The following is an 18,963-nucleotide window of genomic DNA, read 5'->3' as shown; positions in this document are numbered from 1 at the left end:
GAAGGACACCTCGGTGCATGCTTGCTCCCAAAGCAAGGAGTGCCGACGTGCCGTTTCCCGATCTGATTCAGCCTGAACTTGGCGCCTACCAGAGCCAGGTCCCGATGCCATCCGATTTCACCTCCTTTTGGGAAGGGACGCTTAGCGAAGCCCGTAGCGTGGGCGGAGCGGTGAGCATCGTGCCGGTGGCTACTACCTTGCGGCTCGTCGAGGCCTTCGACGTTAGCTTCCCCGGCTTTGGCGGGCATCCTGTTCGGGGCTGGCTGGTGCTGCCGGCGCAGCGCAGCGGCAAGCTGCCGCTGGTCGTCCAGTATGTCGGCTATGGCGGCGGCCGCGGCTTCCCGCACGAGCAGCTGCATTGGGCCGCCTCCGGCTTTGCCAATTTTCGCATGGATACGCGAGGGCAGGGCAGTGGCTGGTCCACCGGCGCCACGCCCGACCCGGTGGGGACGACGCCCTCGATTCCCGGCATGATGACCAAGGGCATCCTCGACAGGAACGACTACTACTACCGCCGCGTCTTCACCGATGCCGTGCGCGCCATCGATGCCCTGGTTGCGCAGGACTTTGTCGATGCCCAGCGGATCGCCGTCTGTGGTGGCAGCCAGGGCGGCGGCATTGCCCTCGCAGCTGCCGGTCTCGATCCACGCATCAAGGCGGTCATGCCCGATGTTCCCTTCCTCTGCGACTATCGCCGCTCCATGCAGAAGGCCGGCCGCGATCCCTATCTGGAGATCGTTCGCTTCCTGGCGCAGCACCGAGACAAGCGGGAGCAGGTCTTCGAAACGCTCAACTATTTTGACGGAGTCAACTTTGCTCGCCGCGCCAGTGCGCCAGCCCTCTTTTCCGTCGCCTTGATGGACGACGTCTGCCCGCCATCAAGCGTCTATGGCGCCTTCAATGCCTATGCAGGAGCGGACAAGCGCATGGAAGAATACGAGTACAACAATCATGAAGGCGGCCAGGCTTTCCAGGATCGCGCGCAGATGCTCTGGCTCACCGAGCGCTTCATGTAAGCGCTGCGCCAGTAAACTTACGGGAACCTTGACCACAGAGAGTCGTTCATCGGGCAGCTGAAACACAAAGCTCGGAGATACCATCATGGCTGCCGAAAAAACCCTGGAAGACCTGTTCCACGACACGCTCAAGGACATCTACTACGCCGAAAAGCAGATCCTGAAGACCCTGCCGAAGATGGCCAAGGCTGCCCAGTCGGCAGAGCTCAAGGCCGGTTTCGAGCAGCATGCCGAAGAGACCGAAGGCCAGGTCGAGCGCCTCGAGCAGATTTTCGAACTGCTTGGCAAGCCCGCCCGCGGCAAGACCTGCGATGCCATCCTCGGCATTATCGAAGAAGGCAAGGAAATCATGACCGAGTACAAGGGCACCGCTGCCCTCGACGCCGGTCTGGTCGCCGCTGCCCAGGCTGTCGAGCACTACGAAATCGCCCGCTACGGCACCCTCAAGACTTGGGCTTCCCAGCTGGGCATGCAGGATGCGGTGAAGCTAATCGACGAGACGCTGGCGCAGGAAGTCGCCACCGACAAGAAGCTGACCCAGGTTGCCGAATCCAGCGCAAACCAGAAGGCTGCTGCCTAAGGTCTCCGCACCTTCGGAGTGAAAGAAACGGGCCCGCTGGGGCCCGTTTTATTTGGTGGAGACCCCCACCTAACCTCCCCTGAAAGGGGGAGGGACTGCCTGGTGGGTGGACGAGATGGTGCCCCAAGCCTGATCTGCTCCTCCCCCTGTCAGGGGGAGGATGGGAGGGGGCCGCCGCAGTTCAGTCCTTGGCGCGTTCCACGTAGGAATTGTCTTCGGTCAGGATGACGATGCGGGTGCCGACGCCGATATGAGGCGGGACCATGACCTTGAGGCCATTGTTGAGCACGGCTGGCTTGTAGGACGAAGAGGCCGTCTGGCCCTTGACCACCGGCTCGGTCTCGACGATCTCGAAGCTCAGGCGCTGCGGCAGTTCCATGGCGATCGCATTGCCTTCGAAGGTCTTGAGGTAAACCTTCATACCGTCGGTGAGGTAGGCCTTCTGGTCGCCGATGACGTCGTCGGAGACCACGAGCTGCTCGTAGTTTTCCGGGTTCATGAAGTGGTGGCCTTCGCCATCGGAATAGAGATAGTCGTATTCGCGCTCGTCCACGTCGGCCTTTTCGACCATTTCCACGGTGCGCCAACGCCCGACGACCTTCACGCCATCGCTGATGCGGCGCATGTTGACGTTGGTGATGGAGTTGCCCTTGCCGGGGTGGACGTTTTCGGCCGTCAGGATGACGTGCAGATTGCCGTCCTGCTCGACGACGTTGCCCTTGCGCAGCGAGGAGGCGATGACCTTGACCATTATTCTTCCTTGTTCAACTCATTGGCGCGTCGTAGAGGCAGGCCTGCCGCGCCCGAATGGTGTATTCCTCGCGCCAACTACCCTATCTCGACGAAAATCGCCAGCCCGGGCGTTGTAAAGGTCCCATGAGCGTTTCCCAGATCCAGCCATCGTCGTGGTGGACGCGTTCGCTGCATGCGGATCGGCGGCCGATCCTCCTCGCGCGCGGCCGGATCGAGGCTGCCATTCGCAGCTATCTCCTCGATCGGGACTTCCTCCTGGTCGATCCGCCGGCCTTGCAGCGCTCGCCGGGGAACGAGACGCATCTGCATGCCTTCGCGACGCAGATGATTGGCAACAACGGGGAGGGGCAGCCCATGTATCTCCATACCTCTCCTGAATTCACCATGAAGAAGCTCCTGGCTGCCGGCGAGAGCCGCATTGCCAGCCTCGGCCATGTGTGGCGGAACCGGGAGCGCAGTGCGCTGCACCATCCCGAATTCACCATGCTGGAATGGTATCGGGTCGGTGAAGGCTATGATGCGGTCATCACTGATTGCCTTGCCTTCCTCACGCTGGCGGCAGAGATCACGGGAGCCGAAACCCTCCAGTTCCGCGGCCGCCAGTGCGATCCTTTCGCCAAGCCGGAGCGGCTGAGTGTAGCCGACGCTTTTTTGCGTTATGCCGGCATCGACCTCTTGGCCACCATGGACTTGGAAGGACAGACAGATGGTGACGCTCTGGCGGCGCAGATGCTGGCTCACGGCATGTCGGTGCCCGATGATCGCAGCTGGAGCTACCTGTTCAGCCTCGTGCTCACCGACAGGGTGGAGCCGCATCTCGGCATCGGCCGTCCCACTGTGCTTGATCGTTACCCCGCCGCCGAAGCGGCGTTGGCGCGGCGCACGGCGGATGACCGGCGGGTATCGGAGCGTTTCGAGCTCTATGCCTGCGGCGTGGAGCTGGCCAACGGTTTCGGCGAATTGACCGACCCCGCCGAGCAGCGCCGGCGCTTCGAAGCAGAAATGGCGGAAAAGGCGCGCATCTATGGTGAGCGCTACCCCCTCGACGAGGACTTCCTTGCCGCCCTTGCGCTGATGCCGGAAGCAAGTGGCGTCGCCTTGGGCTTCGATCGCCTGGTGATGCTGGCTACCGGCGCGCCGCGCATCGAGGCGGTACTCTGGGCGCCGGTGGCGGAATGAGTTCTTGGTCGTCTATCCACCGGACGTCACCCTCGGGCTTGACCCGAAGGGGCTATACTTGCAGAACTGCCTCGAAGTGCAGCTCGCTCGGTTCGAGCCCGAGGGTGACAATCTGGAGTGGGGCAGCATAATGCTCATCCGAACCATACAACATTTGATCGAAGCCGGCCTCGTCCATGACGCCACGGCGCTCGATGCGGTGGCGCACAAGTACGCCATTGGCATCACCCCCGCGGTTGCTGCCCTGATCGATCCTGCTGATCCCGATGACCCAATAGCTCGGCAGTTTGTTCCCGATGTTGCCGAGCTGGTGACGACACCGGATGAGCGCGCCGATCCGATCGGCGACCTTGCCCATTCGCCGGTCGAGGGCATTGTCCATCGCTATCCGGACCGGGTGCTTCTGAAGGCGGTGCATGTCTGTCCCGTCTATTGCCGCTTCTGCTTCCGCCGCGAAATGGTGGGGCCGCATGGCTTGGGCACCCTTACCCCGGCGCAGCTCGATGCGGCCCTTGCCTATATCGCGGCCCGTCCGGAAATCTGGGAGGTGATCCTCACCGGTGGCGACCCGCTGGTGCTGTCACCGCGCCGGCTGCGCGAGATCGGCGAACGACTTGCCCGGATCGAGCATGTCAAAATCGTCCGCTTTCATACCCGCGTGCCGGTGCTGGAGCCCGAGCGCGTTGACATGGCCATGGTCGAGGCCCTCAAGGCCAGCGGCAAGACCACCTATCTTGCAGTGCACGCCAATCATCCCCGTGAAATTTCGGATGCGGCGCGCAGGGCCTTGGCGCGGCTGGCAGATGGCGGTATCGCGCTGATCAGCCAGTCGGTGCTGCTGCGCGGCGTTAATGATAACGTGGAAACGCTCGCCTCGCTGATGAAGGCCTTCGTCGAGAACCGCGTGAAGCCCTACTACCTTCATCATCCCGACCTGGCGCCCGGGACCAGCCATTTCAGGCTGTCGATCGAGGAAGGGCAGGCGCTGGTTAGCGCCTTGCGCGGTCGCATCTCGGGTTTGGCGCAGCCGACCTATATCCTCGATATCCCTGGCGGTCACGGCAAGGCGCAGATCGGCGCCAGCACCATTTCGGTCGGTGATGGCTGCTTCACCGTGCGCGATTGGCAGGGTGTTGATCACCCCTATCCACCGTCTACATGACGTTTGGCTGACAAGGCCGCGAAAAATGTGAAGCAATTTCAGCGGTTCTCGCATTTACGTGATCGTTGGGGCTGGCGTATCACTGCGGCATACCTGTCTCAGTGAGTCCAGTTTCCATGAGCTTCGTTGATCTTCCCTTGCCCAACAGGTCGATAGCCATTGCCGGGCGTCCGCTGGCGCAGCCGGCCGCCTTTTTCTTCACCGTCATTTTGCTTTCCGCAATGGCAATTGGCCTTGCCATCTGGCAGGGGCCAGGCCTCTGGCGCGACTGGCAGATCAGCCAGAACCCGATCAGCGTTCCCAACGGGGAGATTCTGGATGGCGAATGCACGACGCGCCGGGGCCTCACCGATTGCGAGGCAAGGCTGGTCTATAGCTATGGCGGCCAGGATTACGATACCCATGTCTCGCTGGCCTTTCTCGATTTCTCCAGCGGCGACTACGAAGTTGAGCTGGTGGTTTCGCGCGATAAGCCGGAACTGGCGACGGTAAGTCTTGGTCTCGACATGTTGTGGAACCGGCTCGCCGTGTTCGCGGTCTTCATGCTGGTCTTCGTGGGCGGTACGCTGGGCATGATCTGGGGCGCCATAAAGGCCGCCCGCGCCAATCGAGCCGCCGGTGTCGCCGGGCGCCTCCAGGTGGTGCCCGTCGACGTCGTGGGCGTCGACACCAAGGGTGGCTCCCGCTTCGTGGGCTACCATGCCCTCCGCGATGGCAAGCGCAAGGGGCAGATCATCCGCTCCCGCTTCAGCGGTAGTGATGAACCGATGATGGCGGTGGACGAGAACGGCAAGGCATTGGGGGTCGCCGTCGCGTCCGACCACCTTGCAGTGCCGGTTCTGCTCGATCGCGATCTTCACCGTCTCGAACTCAGCGATGCCGAGCGGCAGCTGGCGCTCGCCGCCTTCGACACGCAACAGGAAGCACGCGGTGGGGCAATTACCTACCAGGAGCCCGCGAAGCCCAAATACCGCATCTGGCGCGGCCTCGCGGCAGGCCTTGGCGTGCTGGTTCTGTTTGCCGTCGGTATCTTTGGCTACTGGATCTACTACGCCACAAGTGCCAATGACGCTTTCGACTCAGTGGGCATCGAAATCAACAACCTCATGCCCGAGCCGCTCAATGATTGGGCCTGTACCCAGCTGTACCAGCGCTTCGGCGACGAACGCGCGCCCTTTGGGTGTGTCGACACCGAGGATTGGACAAGATGGAAAGTGGCGCCGACCAAGACCAAGTCCTAGCGCTAACCGAGTGCTGCCCCGGCCGGGAAGATGCCGGACATGACGATAAAGCCCGGAACCCGGCGCACACGGTCGGTCCAGCGCCGCAGCGCCGGATAGTCTTCGCGACCGACGCCTGCCTCTTCGCTCAGCATCACATAGGGGAAGCAGGCGATATCGGCCGTGGTGGGATGATCGGGGGCACAGAGCCAGTCGCGGCCCCCGCGCTCGCCGAACCAGAGATGCTCGTCCATCAGGCGGAAGATGCGGTGGGCCTCGCGCTGGCAGCGCGGCACGTCATAGTCGAGGCCGAAGCTCAGGGCCAGCCGTGCGGCCGCGACGCTGCCGGTGATGCTGTCGGCCACGCCGTGCCAGCGCAGCACCTCGGCAGTGGCGGCGGCATCGGTTGGGTGCCAGCGCCCACTCGCGTCATATTTGCGGGCCAGGTAGGCGAGGATCGCGCCGCTGTCGGAGAGGACGAGATCATCATCCTTGAGCACCGGCAACTGCCCGAACGGGTTGAGCCGCAGGAACCAGTCCGAGCGGTTCTCGCGCCCGGGATAGTAGTCCACCGGCACGATGTCGTAGGGGAGCTTGAGGATGCTCATCAGCAGCCGCAGCTTGTAGCAATTGCCCGAGAGTTCGTAGTCGTAGAGGGTGATCGTCATATCTTGGTCTCGCCCCGATCTGCCCCCTCCCCCTTGAGGGGAGGGGTGGGGTGGGGGTTCTGAAGGTCGCACTGGGTGAGGTTGGCCTGGCTAGTCCCAAACCCCCACCCTTGATCCCTCCCCTCAAAGGGGAGGGATTCGACTGCGCGCTCGGTGCTCACCACAATCAAATATCCAGCACCAGCCGTGGCCCCTTGGCTCGGCTGACGCAGGTCATCATGCAGGTGTTGGCGCGTTTTTCGCTGTCGTTGAGGTAGACGTCCTGGTGGTCCACCTCGCCTTCGATCACTCCGGTCAGGCAGGTGCCGCAGGCGCCCTGTTCGCAGGAACTCGGGACGGTGAGCCCGTTCTCGCGCATGACCTCGAGGATTGTCTTGCCCGATGGAACATGCAGGGTCATGGCCGAGCGGGCCAGTTCCACGTCGAAGGCGTTGGAGTTGTCGATGATCTTGTCGTTCTTGAAATACTCGAAATGGATCGACTCTTCGGGCCAGCCCTGCGCCGCAGCGGTGGCGCGCACCATTTCCAGCATGGCCGATGGTCCGCAGACATAGACATGCTGGGCCAGCGACCATTGCCCTAGTGCGGTGCTGATGGTCACGGCGGTCTGCTCGCGCGGCAGGCCGGTGTGGAAGATCACCTTGCCATGGAGTGCCTCTAGTTCGGAGCGGAAGGCGGTGCTGTCCTCGGCACGCGTAAAATAGTGCAGCTCGTACGGCAGGTTCGACTTGTCGAGGAAACGGGCCATCGACAGGAGCGGTGTGATGCCGATGCCGCCGGCGATCAACACGGTGCGGGTGGCGTCGCGGCGGAGCGGGAAGTTGTTGCGCGGCTCGGAGATGGCGAGGAGGTCACCCTCGCGCACGGTTTCGGCCAGCACTTTGCTGCCGCCCTTGCTGGCGCTCTCGGCCTTGACGCCGATGATGTAGCTTAGGAGCTCGCCCGGCCCGTTGGTGATCGAATATTGCCGCGTCATGCCATTGGGCAGATGAATATCGATATGGGCGCCCGGCTGGAAAGTTGGGAGGTGCCCCTCGCGCGGCGCCAGTTCGAAACCGATGACGCCATCGGCACTGGTCCACTTGCGCTTGACCACCACCGTAATGGTGTTGCCCTTCGGGATGGCGATATCGGGCATGGTGGAGAGTTCGGCCGAGACCTTTTCAAAGGCCGGCTGCAGCGGTGCCGGCGCTGGCTTGCGCTGGGCGGCACGCTCCAGCCGATCGCGCAGCTTGCTCAGCATCTCGTTGTAGTGGCGCAGGGTGATCGTCGGCTCGACCGGTTGTTCCTGCAGGAGGCCGCGGATCACCGACCGGCCGGCATCAACCGGCTGGACAAAGTAGTAGGTGCCGGCGAAACGCACCGAAAGGCCGGGCAGCAGGTCAGCCGGCTGGTCGTCGGGCGCAAGCCGCACCAAGCCTGCGAGCACGTCTTCAGGGGCCGCATTGACCGGCATGGGCCGCAGGGCGAACCAGTCATGCCCTTCAGCGCCTGGAAAGGGGCGGAACGGCTGGTCGTCATTGGCGGCGGACCAGACCAGGCCATAGGCCTCGCGCACTGGGTAAGTCTTGTTCTGGATGCGGCGCGCAGGTGCATCGGCTGGATGGGCCGGGATATAGGTGCAGCCGGCCGAGCGGTTGGCATAGCGCCAGCCGTGGTACTGGCACTTGAGTTCGCCGCCCTCGTTGACGCCAATCGAGAGGCGAACGCCACGATGCAGGCAACGGTTCTCCCAGACATTGACATTGCCATCGTCGGCCCGCCACACGGCAAGTTCGCGGCCCAGCAACTGCCCCTGATAGACATGGCGGAAGGGCAGGTCCTCGCTTGAGGCGATCGGGTACCAGGTCGGGTCGGATAGGGTGAGGGTCATGCGTGATCCGCGGTGGTCTGGGATCGCGCCACGATCGATATCGAATGCTTGCTGGTCACCCTGGCGTACGGGGCAACTCGATCTAACTCCCTCCCCCTTGAGGGGAGGGCGGGGGTGGGGGTTCTGCAGGTTGGCCTAGACGCCAAGTGTAGTGAGGGTCCCGAACCCCCACCCTTGATCCCTCCCCTCAAGGGGGAGGGAGACGACTGAGCCACAGCAGTCACGTCACCCCGCCACCGGGATCACCCCATAGGTAATCCCCTTTTGCGATAGCCAGCGGCGATAGGCGATGGCGGACTTGTCCGCCCGGATCGGTGTTTCTGCGCGTGGGTCGAGCGGCAGCCGCTTGGGATACTGGTTTTCGAGGATGGGCTTGTCCTGCCCGAAGATCGTCTGCTGGAAGCGGCGCAGTTCGGTGATGGTCGAGGTGGAGTCGATCATCGACTGCAGGAGGTGAGCGCGGCAGCGCTCCTCGGTCATGGGCTGGAGGAAGATGGCGATGACGTCGCGCCGCTCGGGCGCTTCGGGCGATGACTTGTAGAGCACCGAGCAGAAGGGATGCGGCACGCGATAGACATATTCCACTTCCATGCCGTCGGTCGCCGACAAGGCCGCCCGTGGCTGGAAGAACTTGCACTTGGTGGCAAGCACTTCGTCGCGCTCCTGGGAGACCTCTACGTCGTATTCCTTCACTTCGGTATGCGGCTCGGCGCCCAGAATGTCAGTGTGGACATAGGGGAAGTGCCCCATGTCGAGGAAGTTCTCGACCGCCCGCGGGGCCGAGACGTGGATGCCAATGGAGCCGCAGCTCATGTTCACCCGGTCGCTCTCGGCATATTCAGGCACCGGAAACAGCTGGGCGGGCGGGCTACCCAGGCTCGTCCAGGTAAAGCCATAGCCGGTGGTCACGGGCAGACGGTCGAGAATGGTCTCTGGATCGATCTCGTCACCGGGCTGCTCATCGCTGCGCCGCCACACGACCGGCTCACCATTGCGGTCGCGGGTCATGGCAATCGGCTGGTCGAGGAGAAGGGTGGTCTCGACGATGCCGACAGGAAGTTCGTCGGTTGCGGCGATGACCTGCCAGAGGTCACGGGTGATGGGATCGATTGAAGTCATTGATGGTCCGGGCTTGCTGCCCGCAACTCTATCGCGGGCAGGCTCCAGGGGGCAAGCTGCAACGGAGGCAGGGCCGCCTTGCAGTCTATTCGCGGTAGATGTCGAAGGGTCCGAAGGCCTGCGTCGTCGCCATCACCTGCAGGCGGTTGACGTTGACATGCGCTGGGAGCGTCGTGGACCAGAAAATGGTCTCGGCGATGTCATCGGCATTCATGGCCTTGGTGCCTTCATAGGGCTTGCTGGCCTTGGCTTCGTCCCCCTTGAAGCGCACCAGCGAGAATTCAGTCTCGGTAAGACCAGGCTCGATATTGGTGACCCGCACATTCTTGCCCTGGAGGTCGGAGCGGAGGTTAAGCGCCAGCTGCTTCACGAAAGCCTTGGTGGCGCCATAGACCGAACCGCCGGGATAGGGATAATCACCCGCGACCGATCCCAAGGTGACCACATGGCCGCCGCCCCGCGCGATCAGCCCCGGCAGGAGCGCCCGGATCGTATATGCCAGCCCTGTCACGTTGGTGGCGATCATCGTTTCCCAGTCGGTGACATCGGTTTCCGCCGCCGGCTGCAGGCCCAGTGCCAGGCCGGCATTGGCCAGGACGATATTGATGCCGGCAAAGGGCTCGGGCAGGGCGGCGATGGCCGCATCAATCGCGTGCCGGTCGCGCACATCGAGTTCGATGATGTGGCAGTTCTCGGCCCCCAGTTCGTTCTGCAGTTCCACGAGGCGATCCTTGCGGCGGCCCGTGGCGATAACCTTGCCGCCCGCGGCGACATAGCGGCGCGCGGCGGCAGCACCAAAGCCGGAGGTTGCGCCGGTGATGAAAACAACAAAGCGGCTGGGGTCGAGCAGCTGGTACATGGATAAACTCTTGCAGCGTGGGGAGGCCTTTTAGTGACCCCTCGGGCCGGTGCGGTCAAGCCAGACCGACATATACCCGTTGCCCATCGGCCACGGCTGGTCGATCAATTCTCCTGCAGAGGCTTGCCCGAGGTTGTGCCGGCCTTGCCCATGGCACTAGAGTGCCTGGGCGGGAAGGTCCTTAACGAAATCTTCTTCCCCGGGGAGCAAACTGAGCTTCTGCCTCTGTGGTTGAAGCGTAACGGGCGGGAACTGGTCCACTGCAAATCGCGCGTCTGGTAACGAGTATTGGCGCTTTGTGCGTTGCCCTGGCCGGGTTCGGCGCAGCAGCTTCGCCGGCGCTCGGCTTTGAATTGTTCGGCATGAAGTTCTTCGAGGACGAGACCGACGAAGAAAGCGTGATCACCGATCCGCAGCCCTATCGCGTGACGCTCGTCGTCAATACGCAAGGCCCGGTGGAAAACACCGTTCGCAATGCCTCCGCCCTGATCGCCGACGAAGAGGAGCCGGCTTCCGGCGCCGCTGGCCTTTTGGCCAAAGCCCGTGGCGACTACCGCCGGCTGGTGGCCGCGCTTTACAACGAAGGCTTCTATGGCGGCACGGTATCGATCCGCGTCGGTGGCCGGGAAGCCTCCGGCTTGCCGCCCGATATCGACCTGCCCGATCCGGTCGATGTGACCATCGTGGTCGATCCGGGTCCCGAATTCCGCTTCAACAATGTTGCCATCGTCAACCAGGCTCCGGCAACCAGTGATCCATGGGACCAGGTCGAACTGCCATCATCGCGGGGCTTCGGCGGCGGCCTCGTCGCGCGCTCCTCGGTGATCCTGCAGGCTGAGCAACTGGCGCTCGAGGCCTGGCGCCAGCAAGGCTATGCCAAGGCAGTAATAGCCTCGCGCGACGTCGTCGCGGACCACGCCGTCAACCTTGTGGACGTCACCATCACCGTCAATCCCGGGCCAAAGGCCGCCTTCGGGGAGGTGACCGTTTCGGGCACCGAGCGAATGGACCCCGCCTTTGTCCGGCGCCAGACCGGGCTCACCGTAGGCGAGGAATTCGACCCCGACGAGATCGAGCGGGCGCAAAAGCGCCTCGATCGCTTGGAGGTCTTCCAGGCGGCGCGGCTCCAGGCAGCGGAATCGGTCGGCGCCGACGGGTTGCTGCCCTATGAACTGATCGTCCAGGAACTGCCGGGCCGCCGCTTCGGCGCAGGCGCTTCCTATTCCACCATCGATGGCCTGGGGGTCGAGGGTTATCACCTCTGGCGCAACCTCTTCGGCCAGGCCGAGCGGCTCCGGCTCGACGCGCGCGTCGCCAGCATCGGCTATCCGCTCGACACCTCCCAGTTCGATTACTTCTTTGGCGGCACCTTCACCAAGCCCGGCATCTGGACGCCGGATACCGATCTGGTGGCCACCGTCTTTGCCGAGCGCACCATCTACCCCACCTATACCGAGACCTCGGCTTCCGGCCGCGTGGGGCTGACTCACATCCTCTCGGACCAGATTACCCTCTCTGGCGGCGCGCAGTTCGAGGTCAACCGTTTCGACGACGTCTTCGGCACCCGTGACTTCAAGACTCTTGGCCTCTTCGGCAATGCCGTGCTCGACTTCCGCAACGACCCGGTCGACGCTACGCAGGGATGGTACGCGGCACTCGATGTTCAGCCCTTCTACGAACTCAACTACGGCAATGCCGGCGCCCAGCTGACCGTCGAAGGCCGCACCTATTTCGGCTTTGCCGAGGACGACGCATTCGTCCTGGCCGGGCGTCTCAAGGGTGGTGCGGTGGTCGGACCGGGCCTCGACCAGATTCCGCCCGACAAGCTGTTCTTTGCCGGCGGTGGCGGCTCCGTCCGTGGCTATGGCTTCCGGTCCATCGGCGTGGACAATGGCGCAGGCGTGGTGACGGGCGGACGGTACCTGCTCGAGGGCTCGCTCGAAGCGCGCGCCAAGGTGACCGACGACATCGGCGTGGTCGGCTTTGTCGACGCCGGCTACGTGGCCGCCGACCGCTTTCCGTCGCTGGACGAGTTGCGCGTCGGTGCGGGCTTGGGCGTGCGCTACTATACCGGTCTCGGGCCCCTCCGGCTCGATGTTGCCATCCCGCTGAACAAGCGCGCGAACGATCCTGACTACGCCATCTATGTCGGCATAGGGCAGGCCTTCTGATGCGCGCACTTTTGTCTTTCTATCGGCATCTGGCCGTCCTGTTCCTTTTCCTCGTCGCCGCGGCGCTGCCGGTGGCGGCGCAGGATGTCCTTGCCATGGACAACGAGGAACAAAAGGACTGGCTGACCACCTTCGTTCAGGATCGCCTCTCCACGCCGGAGCGGCAGATCCGCCTCTCTAACATCGATGGTGTGCTCGGCAGCAATGTCTCCATCCGCGAGATTACCATCTCCGATGCCGAAGGCGTTTGGCTGCAGGTCAACAACGCGACCCTGACCTGGAACCAGGCTGCATTGTTCCTCGGGCGCCTCGAAGTGCAGTCGCTCAAGGCCGATTCCATCGACTTCATCCGCAACGCCCGTCCCGTCGAGGGTGCGGTAGATCTTCCGCCGCCCGAGGCCGGCAGTTTTCAGGTTCCGGAATTTCCCGTCGCCGTCATTCTGCAGCAGCTCAGCGTGCCCTCGGTTACCTTCGGAGAAGACGTGTTCGGGCTGGCGTCGCAGGTTTCTCTAGCCGGTGATTTGACGCTGGAAGGGGGCAATCTCGACACGAGCCTCGATATCGTGCGTCTCGACGGACCGGGCGGTACGCTGGACCTCGACGTGGTCTACAGCAACGCCGAGAGTAATATCGACCTTGGTCTGTCGCTGGTGGAGCCGGAGAACGGACTCCTGGCCAACCTCCTCAATATCGAGGGCCGCCCGGCCGTCACGCTGAACCTTTCAGGCAGCGGCCCCATCACCGACCTGCGCACCGAACTGGAACTGCAGGCCAATGGCCAGACGGCCCTTGCCGGTGTCGCGACCATCAATCGCCAGGCCGAGGGCACCGCCGTTGCGTTGGACCTTGGCGGTCCGCTGGCGACGCTTCTGGCCGAGCCCTATCGCCCGTTCTTTGGCGCCGAGACGACGCTTGCCGCCGACGCTCTCCTGCGCGCCGAAGGTGGGCTCTCGATCACCGGCCTCCGCTTGAGCGGTGGACAATTGTCGCTACAGGCAGCAGCGGAAACCACGCCGGACAATTTCCTCCGCCAGTTGACCCTCGAGGCTGTTGTCGCCGATCCCTCGGGCGAGAAGGTGATCCTTCCGGTGCCGGGCAGCGCGACGCGTGTCAGCTCGGCCCGGCTCGACGTCGCGTTCGGGCAGACGGGCGAGGAATGGTCGTCCAACCTGGCCGTGACCGGCTACGAGACGGAGGGCTTTGCCGCCGACACGCTGGCCATGACCTTGGGCGGCGTGGCCGCCAATCTCAGCGATCCTGCTACGCGGCGGGTGACCTTCAACGGCGACGGTACGCTGTCCGGCATTGCCGGTTCCGCTGAAATAGAAGCCGCGCTCGGTGACTCCATCGGGCTGGGCATTGCCGGCATGTGGACGGCAGGAGAGCCGGTGCAGCTTGCCGAACTGCGCGTGGTGGGCCAGGCCCTGACCGTTGCGCTTGCCGGTCAGCTCGACAACCTCGATTTCACCGGCGACATCACCGTCGATACCGCCAGCATTGCACCCTTCTCCGGGCTTGCCGGCCGTGAGCTCGATGGCGCCCTTGCCCTTCGCATCAATGGCACGCTGATGCCGCTGACCGGCGGCTTCGACGTGACCCTGGATGGCACCGGCACCGACCTTTCCGTCGGCGACGAAGTGGCCGATCGGCTGCTGGCCGGCACGGTGGCGCTGACCGGCCGAGTGGCGCGCACCGAAGCTGGCCTCCTGGCCGAGAATTTCCGCGTCGGCAATCAACAGCTCAGCATCCTCGCCGATGGCACCTATTCCAGCGAAGTGGCCGATTTCGACTTCAACCTCGATCTCAGTGACCTGGCGCTGCTGTCGGATCAGGCCAGCGGCGCGCTCAGCGTCACCGGCACCGCCACGGGCACGGCAGAGGCCGGCATCGACCTCGTGCTCGACGCTGAGGTGCCGCAGGGGCGCCTCGCCGATCGCGATCTCGTAAACGGCCGGTTCGGCTTCGATGGCCGCTATGCCGAAGACGCCCTTCGGGGCCAGGTCAGCGGGCAGGCCGACATCGAAGGCCATCGCGCCACGCTTGCGGCCGGCATCGGCATCGTCGATGACCAGCAGGTGCTGAGCGACCTCCGCTTCCAGGCAGCCGGTACCGAGATCACCGGCAATGCCACGCGCAACGCCGTGTCCGGGCTCATCGACGGCCAGCTCGCCCTTCGCTCGCCTGATATCGCCATTGCAGCAGCCCTGGCGCTGCTGGATGCGCAAGGCGCCGTCGATATCGACATCGCGCTCGAAGCCGTCGGCTCGGAGCCTGACTTCGTGCAGGGCGCAAGGCTTGCAGGCGACGTGCAGAACCTCGTGGTCAACGGCCTATCGGTCGGCGCTGCCGATCTCCAGGCCACGATTACCGATCTCTTTGGCGTTCCCGCCATTGAAGGGAGGGCCGAGGCCAGCGACGTTGCCGTTGCTGGCGTCACCATCCGCACGCTGAGTGCTGAGGCCAGCCAGAGCGGCTCCACCACGTCCTTTGCCGCGAGGGCAGCACTGGCGATAGGAACAGATGTCGATGTCGCGGGCTCCCTTGCACCGGTAGAAGACGGCTATCGCCTGGCGCTCGATCGAGCGGAATTACAGCAGGGTGAGCTCGCGGCGCGGCTGGCGCAGCCGACCGTGCTGCAGATCGCCGGCTCCAGCGTTGCGCTCGACGCCGTGCGCTTCGACGTCGGATCGGGATCGATCACGGCCAACGGCTCCACGGGCGAAACGCTGAATATCGTACTCGACGTCAACGCGCTGCCGCTCTCGATTGCCAATGCTGTCGTGCCCAGCCTCGGGCTCGCCGGTATGCTCGACGGGCGTGTGAACATCGCTGGCACGGGCAGCGATCCACAGGTGAGCTTCGATGCCCAGGTCGGTGGCGTCGATGCAGAGGCGATCAGCGGCTTCGGCATCGCCCGCCTGTCGGCCTCCGCCAGCGGCACGTTCAGCCAGGGCACGGTTTCTCTGGCAACGCTGCGCGCCTCCGGCTCTGGCGGGTTGACCGTCAGCGGCTCGGGAACGATCCCGCTGTCCGGCGACGGTCTCAACCTGGCGCTGGAGGGCTCGGCTCCTCTCGCTCTCGCCAACCGCTTCGTCGCCGCCCGGGGCAGCCAATTCAGTGGTGTCCTCAATCTCGATGCGCGGGTAACCGGCTCGCTCGGACAGCCGCAGTTCGGTGGCCGTGTCTCCACAAGTGGCGCCGGCTATGTGGATCCCGAACTCAACCTCCGTCTTGCGGGCATCACCGGCTCCGCCAGCCTTAACGGCCAGAACCTCGTCATCGACACCCTGTCGGCGGGCCTCTCCACCGGCGGCTCCGTTTCCGCCTCCGGCTCCGTTGGCCTCACCGCCAATTTGCCGGCAAACATCCGGCTGGCACTCGACTCCGCCCGTTATGCGGATGGCGACCTCTTTGTCGCCACCGTGGACGGCAATCTGGCGCTGACCGGCAACCTCACCGGGTCGCCCCTGCTGGCCGGCGATGTCTTCGTGGAAGAGGCCAATATCACCGTGCCCGAAAGCTTCGGCGGCGGTGCGCAACTCATCGATGTGGAACACGTGCACACCCCGCCGGCCGTCGAGCAGACGCTGCAACGCGCCAAGATCGACGACGCCACTGGCGCCCCGATCCCGCAGACGCGGCCGGCCGGCGTGCTGCTCGACGTCAACGTCAATGCACCCAACCAGATCTTCATCCGCGGTCGTGGCCTCGATGCGGAAGTGGGCGGCTCGGTGCGGCTGACTGGCCCGGTCAACAACATCCAGCCCGTGGGCGCCTTCTCGCTGATCCGCGGGCGCCTCGCCATCCTCGGCCAGCGCGTCACCTTCCAGAGCGGCCTCGTCACCCTGGTGGGCGATCTCGATCCGGTGCTCAACCTGGTGGCCGAAACGCAGGGCGATGACATCACCGTCTATGTCACCGTTTCGGGGCGCGCGTCTGACATCGATGTCAGTTTCACCTCCAGCCCGCAGCTGCCGCAGGACGAGGTGCTGAGCCGCCTGATCTTCAAGCGATCCATGGGCGAACTCTCGCCCCTGCAACTCGCCCGCCTTGCCGGCGCCGCTGCGGAACTGGTGGGCGGTGGCGGCGGCGGCGGTGGCCTCGTCGACAGCCTCCGCGGTGCCGCTGGCCTCGACGACCTCGATGTGGTCACCGACGAGCAGGGCAATGTTGCAGTACAGGCCGGCACCTATATCCAGGACAATGTCTATCTGGGCGTGCAGGCAGGCGCAGGCGGGCAAAGCCGCGTCACCATCAACCTCGACGTCACCGACGACCTCAAGGTCACCGGTGCCGCCGGGCAGGACGGCAATTCAAGCCTCGGCGTGTTCTACGAAAAGGACTACTGAGAGCGACTTGCCACAAGGGCCTGGTTCGGTGAAGAACCCCTACTCACCCTCCCCCTGATAGGGGACGAGCCCATCTGGCTTATGGCACCATCGTGCCCATCCACCGGCCAGTCCGTCCCCCTTCAGGGGGAGGTTACGTGGGGGCTCTAGCCTCCAGCCCCACCGGTCTTGGCCGCCTTCTCCGCATCCCACCACCAGATGGTGGGGAAACCGGACGAAAACTCCGGCAGGTTCTCGGGACGGCTGAAGCGATCCCAACGGGCGGTGCGCAGGCTACGCAGCGTATAGCCGGGCACGACGAAGTGGTGATGCAGCAGCACGCGGTCCAGCGCCTTGCTGGCGGCTTCCTGCGTCGCGCGATCGTCGGCCACCACGAGCTTGTCGATCAGCGCGTCGATGCCTGGATCGGCGATGCCGGCATAGTTCTGCGAACCCTCTTCGTTGGCGCTGCCCGAGCCGAAGAAGAAGCGCTGTTCATTGCCTGGCGACCAGGATTGCGTCCAGGACGTATAGAGCATGTCGTAGTCGAAGCTGCGCACCCGATTGATATATTGGGGGCTGTCGACAATGCGGATGGTGGCTAGGACCCCGATCTTGCCAAGGTTGGTCACAAGGTTCTGGAACATTGCCTCCAATCCGGCCTGCTGCGTCAAGATTTCGACGGTCAGTTGCTGCCCGTTGGCATCGACCAGTTGCGTGCCGTTCAGCGTGTAGCCGGCCGCGGTGAGCAGCTCCAGCGCCTTGCGCAGGTTGGTGCGCAGGTTGGCGGCATCGCCGTTGACCGGGTTAGTATAGGGTTCGGTAAAGACGCTCGGCGGCACTAGGTCCTTGACCGAATTGAGGATTTCGAGCTCCTCGCCCTCGGGCAGACCGGTGGCCTTGAACGGCAAGCCGAAGAAAAAGCTGTCGATGCGGTCATACTGCCCATAGAACAGCGTCTTGTTGAGCGTCTCGAAATCGAAGGCATAGTTCAACGCCTCGCGTACCCGCTCGTCCTGGAACTTCTCGCGGCGCAGGTTGGGCACGAAGCCAACCATCACGCCGGACCCGGCATAGTCCTGCGGGAATTCTTCCTTGATGATCCGGCCTTCGGTGACAGCCGGAAAATCGTAGCCCGTGGCCCAGCGCCGGGCCGTGGACTCGGCCCAGAAGTCGAACTGATCGCCCTTGAACGCCTCGAACCAGACGGTTTCGTCGAGGAACGACTCGATGCGGTACTCGTCGAAATTGTTGGTGCCGACCTGCGTCGGCTCGTCGGCGCCCCAATAGTCCTCGACACGTTTATAGGTAATGGTGCGGCCCGCGTCGAAGCTCGCGAGCTCGTAGGCGCCCGATCCCATTGGCGGCTCGAGGGTCGATGCGCCGATGTCGCGCTGCGTGCCGCTGGCATCCTGCCCTTCCCACCAGTGCTGCGGCAGAACCAGCATCTGGCCAAGGATCAGCGGCAATTCGCGGTTGCCCTTCTGCTTGATGGTGAAGGTCACTTCGCCCGGCGCCGTGACTTCGGCCTTCTCGATGCTGGCATAGTATTGCGCCTGGTCCGGATTGAGTTCGATCAGCTTGTTGAACGTCCAAACCACGTCCTCGGCCGTGACGGGCTGGCCATCGTGCCACCTGGCTTCCGGATCCATGCGGAAGGTCACCGAGCCATAGTCGTCGCCGATCCTGAGCGCCTCGGCCAGATGGCCGTAATAGACGCTCTGCTCATCGAGCGATGGCGTCATCAGCGTCTCGTAGAGGAGGCCGATGCCGCCCGCCGGATCGCCCTTGGGCAGAATGGGATTGAAGGTGTCGAACCCGCCCATCGTCCCCATGCGCACCGTGCCGCCCTTAGGAGCTTCTGGATTGACATAGTCGAAGTGGGTGAAGTCCGGCCCGTATTTCGGCTCGCCTTCCATGGCGAAGGCGTGGACCCACTCGCCGGGCGCGGTCTGGGCTGCGGCTGGAACGGCGAGACCACACAGCAGGGCTGCAGCAAGGAAGGGCACGAACTTCATCGGACAGCTCCGGTCAG

General features: G+C 64.0%; 13 protein-coding genes. 7 read left to right on the top strand and 6 right to left on the bottom strand.

Annotated features, from left to right (window positions below):
* The first annotated feature begins 47 nt into the window (after positions 1-47).
* Positions 48-1,016, top strand: coding sequence for an acetylxylan esterase (locus tag VIL88_RS02245; RefSeq protein WP_331985488.1), 969 nt, complete (start codon positions 48-50; stop codon positions 1,014-1,016).
* Positions 1,017-1,101: 85 nt separating this feature from the next.
* Entirely contained in the window at positions 1,102-1,596 is a 495-nt protein-coding gene (locus VIL88_RS02240; RefSeq protein ID WP_331985486.1) for a ferritin-like domain-containing protein, read from the top strand.
* 181 nt (positions 1,597-1,777) lie between these two features.
* Here the strand turns inward: VIL88_RS02240 and efp are convergent, their stop codons facing one another.
* A complete protein-coding gene (gene efp, locus VIL88_RS02235) occupies positions 1,778-2,347 on the bottom strand; it encodes an elongation factor P (protein ID WP_331985484.1) in 570 nt (189 codons plus the stop codon).
* Positions 2,348-2,472: 125 nt separating this feature from the next.
* On the opposite strand from efp, the gene epmA reads away from it, so the two are divergent.
* The 3 genes from epmA (at position 2,473) to VIL88_RS02220 (ending at position 5,931) form a co-directional block, all read left to right on the top strand.
* Complete coding sequence (gene epmA, locus VIL88_RS02230; protein WP_331985482.1) at positions 2,473-3,528, top strand: EF-P lysine aminoacylase EpmA; 1,056 nt, start codon at positions 2,473-2,475, stop codon at positions 3,526-3,528.
* A 130-nt stretch (positions 3,529-3,658) separates the two neighbouring features.
* Entirely contained in the window at positions 3,659-4,690 is a 1,032-nt protein-coding gene (locus tag VIL88_RS02225; protein ID WP_331985480.1) for a lysine-2,3-aminomutase-like protein, read from the top strand.
* A gap of 116 nt (positions 4,691-4,806) precedes the next feature.
* The gene (locus VIL88_RS02220) at positions 4,807-5,931 is read left to right on the top strand and encodes a hypothetical protein (protein ID WP_331985478.1); all 1,125 of its coding nucleotides are present in this window, start codon (positions 4,807-4,809) and stop codon (positions 5,929-5,931) included.
* Positions 5,932-5,933: 2 nt separating this feature from the next.
* Here the strand turns inward: VIL88_RS02220 and VIL88_RS02215 are convergent, their stop codons facing one another.
* The 4 genes from VIL88_RS02215 to VIL88_RS02200 form a co-directional block, all read right to left on the bottom strand.
* Positions 5,934-6,578: a glutathione S-transferase family protein gene (locus tag VIL88_RS02215; RefSeq protein ID WP_331985476.1), complete on the bottom strand. Its 645-nt coding sequence runs from the start codon at positions 6,576-6,578 to the stop codon at positions 5,934-5,936.
* A 166-nt stretch (positions 6,579-6,744) separates the two neighbouring features.
* The gene (locus tag VIL88_RS02210; protein ID WP_331985474.1) at positions 6,745-8,451 is read right to left on the bottom strand and encodes a Rieske 2Fe-2S domain-containing protein; all 1,707 of its coding nucleotides are present in this window, start codon (positions 8,449-8,451) and stop codon (positions 6,745-6,747) included.
* Between the two features lie 225 nt (positions 8,452-8,676).
* Positions 8,677-9,570 (bottom strand): aromatic ring-hydroxylating dioxygenase subunit alpha, encoded by an 894-nt coding sequence (locus VIL88_RS02205; RefSeq protein WP_331985472.1) that lies wholly within the window; start codon positions 9,568-9,570, stop codon positions 8,677-8,679.
* An 85-nt stretch (positions 9,571-9,655) separates the two neighbouring features.
* Positions 9,656-10,429: an SDR family NAD(P)-dependent oxidoreductase gene (locus tag VIL88_RS02200; protein ID WP_331985470.1), complete on the bottom strand. Its 774-nt coding sequence runs from the start codon at positions 10,427-10,429 to the stop codon at positions 9,656-9,658.
* A gap of 296 nt (positions 10,430-10,725) precedes the next feature.
* On the opposite strand from VIL88_RS02200, the gene VIL88_RS02195 reads away from it, so the two are divergent.
* Both VIL88_RS02195 and VIL88_RS02190 read left to right on the top strand, forming a co-directional pair.
* Complete coding sequence (locus VIL88_RS02195; protein ID WP_331985468.1) at positions 10,726-12,600, top strand: autotransporter assembly complex family protein; 1,875 nt, start codon at positions 10,726-10,728, stop codon at positions 12,598-12,600.
* The gene (locus VIL88_RS02190; RefSeq protein ID WP_331985466.1) at positions 12,600-16,949 is read left to right on the top strand and encodes a translocation/assembly module TamB domain-containing protein; all 4,350 of its coding nucleotides are present in this window, start codon (positions 12,600-12,602) and stop codon (positions 16,947-16,949) included. Before VIL88_RS02195 ends, VIL88_RS02190 begins: the two co-directional genes overlap by 1 nt.
* Before the next feature lie 146 nt (positions 16,950-17,095).
* Here the strand turns inward: VIL88_RS02190 and VIL88_RS02185 are convergent, their stop codons facing one another.
* Entirely contained in the window at positions 17,096-18,946 is a 1,851-nt protein-coding gene (locus VIL88_RS02185; protein ID WP_331985464.1) for an extracellular solute-binding protein, read from the bottom strand.
* Positions 18,947-18,963 lie beyond the last annotated feature (17 nt).

Source organism: Devosia sp. (assembly GCF_036563435.1).
Classification (GTDB): domain Bacteria; phylum Pseudomonadota; class Alphaproteobacteria; order Rhizobiales; family Devosiaceae; genus Devosia.
Note: the sequence above shows the minus strand (reverse complement) of the source record. Positions and strands in the feature narration are given on the sequence as shown.

Excerpts from the sequence above, each read along its gene's own strand:
- VIL88_RS02240 (WP_331985486.1), top strand. The coding sequence starts at position 1,102 with ATGGCTGCCGAAAAAACCCTGGAAGACCTGTTCCACGACACGCTCAAG.
- efp (WP_331985484.1), bottom strand. The coding sequence starts at position 2,347 with ATGGTCAAGGTCATCGCCTCCTCGCTGCGCAAGGGCAACGTCGTCGAG.
- epmA (WP_331985482.1), top strand. The coding sequence starts at position 2,473 with ATGAGCGTTTCCCAGATCCAGCCATCGTCGTGGTGGACGCGTTCGCTG.
- VIL88_RS02225 (WP_331985480.1), top strand. The coding sequence starts at position 3,659 with ATGCTCATCCGAACCATACAACATTTGATCGAAGCCGGCCTCGTCCAT.
- VIL88_RS02220 (WP_331985478.1), top strand. The coding sequence starts at position 4,807 with ATGAGCTTCGTTGATCTTCCCTTGCCCAACAGGTCGATAGCCATTGCC.
- VIL88_RS02215 (WP_331985476.1), bottom strand. The coding sequence starts at position 6,578 with ATGACGATCACCCTCTACGACTACGAACTCTCGGGCAATTGCTACAAG.
- VIL88_RS02210 (WP_331985474.1), bottom strand. The coding sequence starts at position 8,451 with ATGACCCTCACCCTATCCGACCCGACCTGGTACCCGATCGCCTCAAGC.
- VIL88_RS02205 (WP_331985472.1), bottom strand. The coding sequence starts at position 9,570 with ATGACTTCAATCGATCCCATCACCCGTGACCTCTGGCAGGTCATCGCC.
- VIL88_RS02200 (WP_331985470.1), bottom strand. The coding sequence starts at position 10,429 with ATGTACCAGCTGCTCGACCCCAGCCGCTTTGTTGTTTTCATCACCGGC.
- VIL88_RS02190 (WP_331985466.1), top strand. The coding sequence starts at position 12,600 with ATGCGCGCACTTTTGTCTTTCTATCGGCATCTGGCCGTCCTGTTCCTT.
- VIL88_RS02185 (WP_331985464.1), bottom strand. The coding sequence starts at position 18,946 with ATGAAGTTCGTGCCCTTCCTTGCTGCAGCCCTGCTGTGTGGTCTCGCC.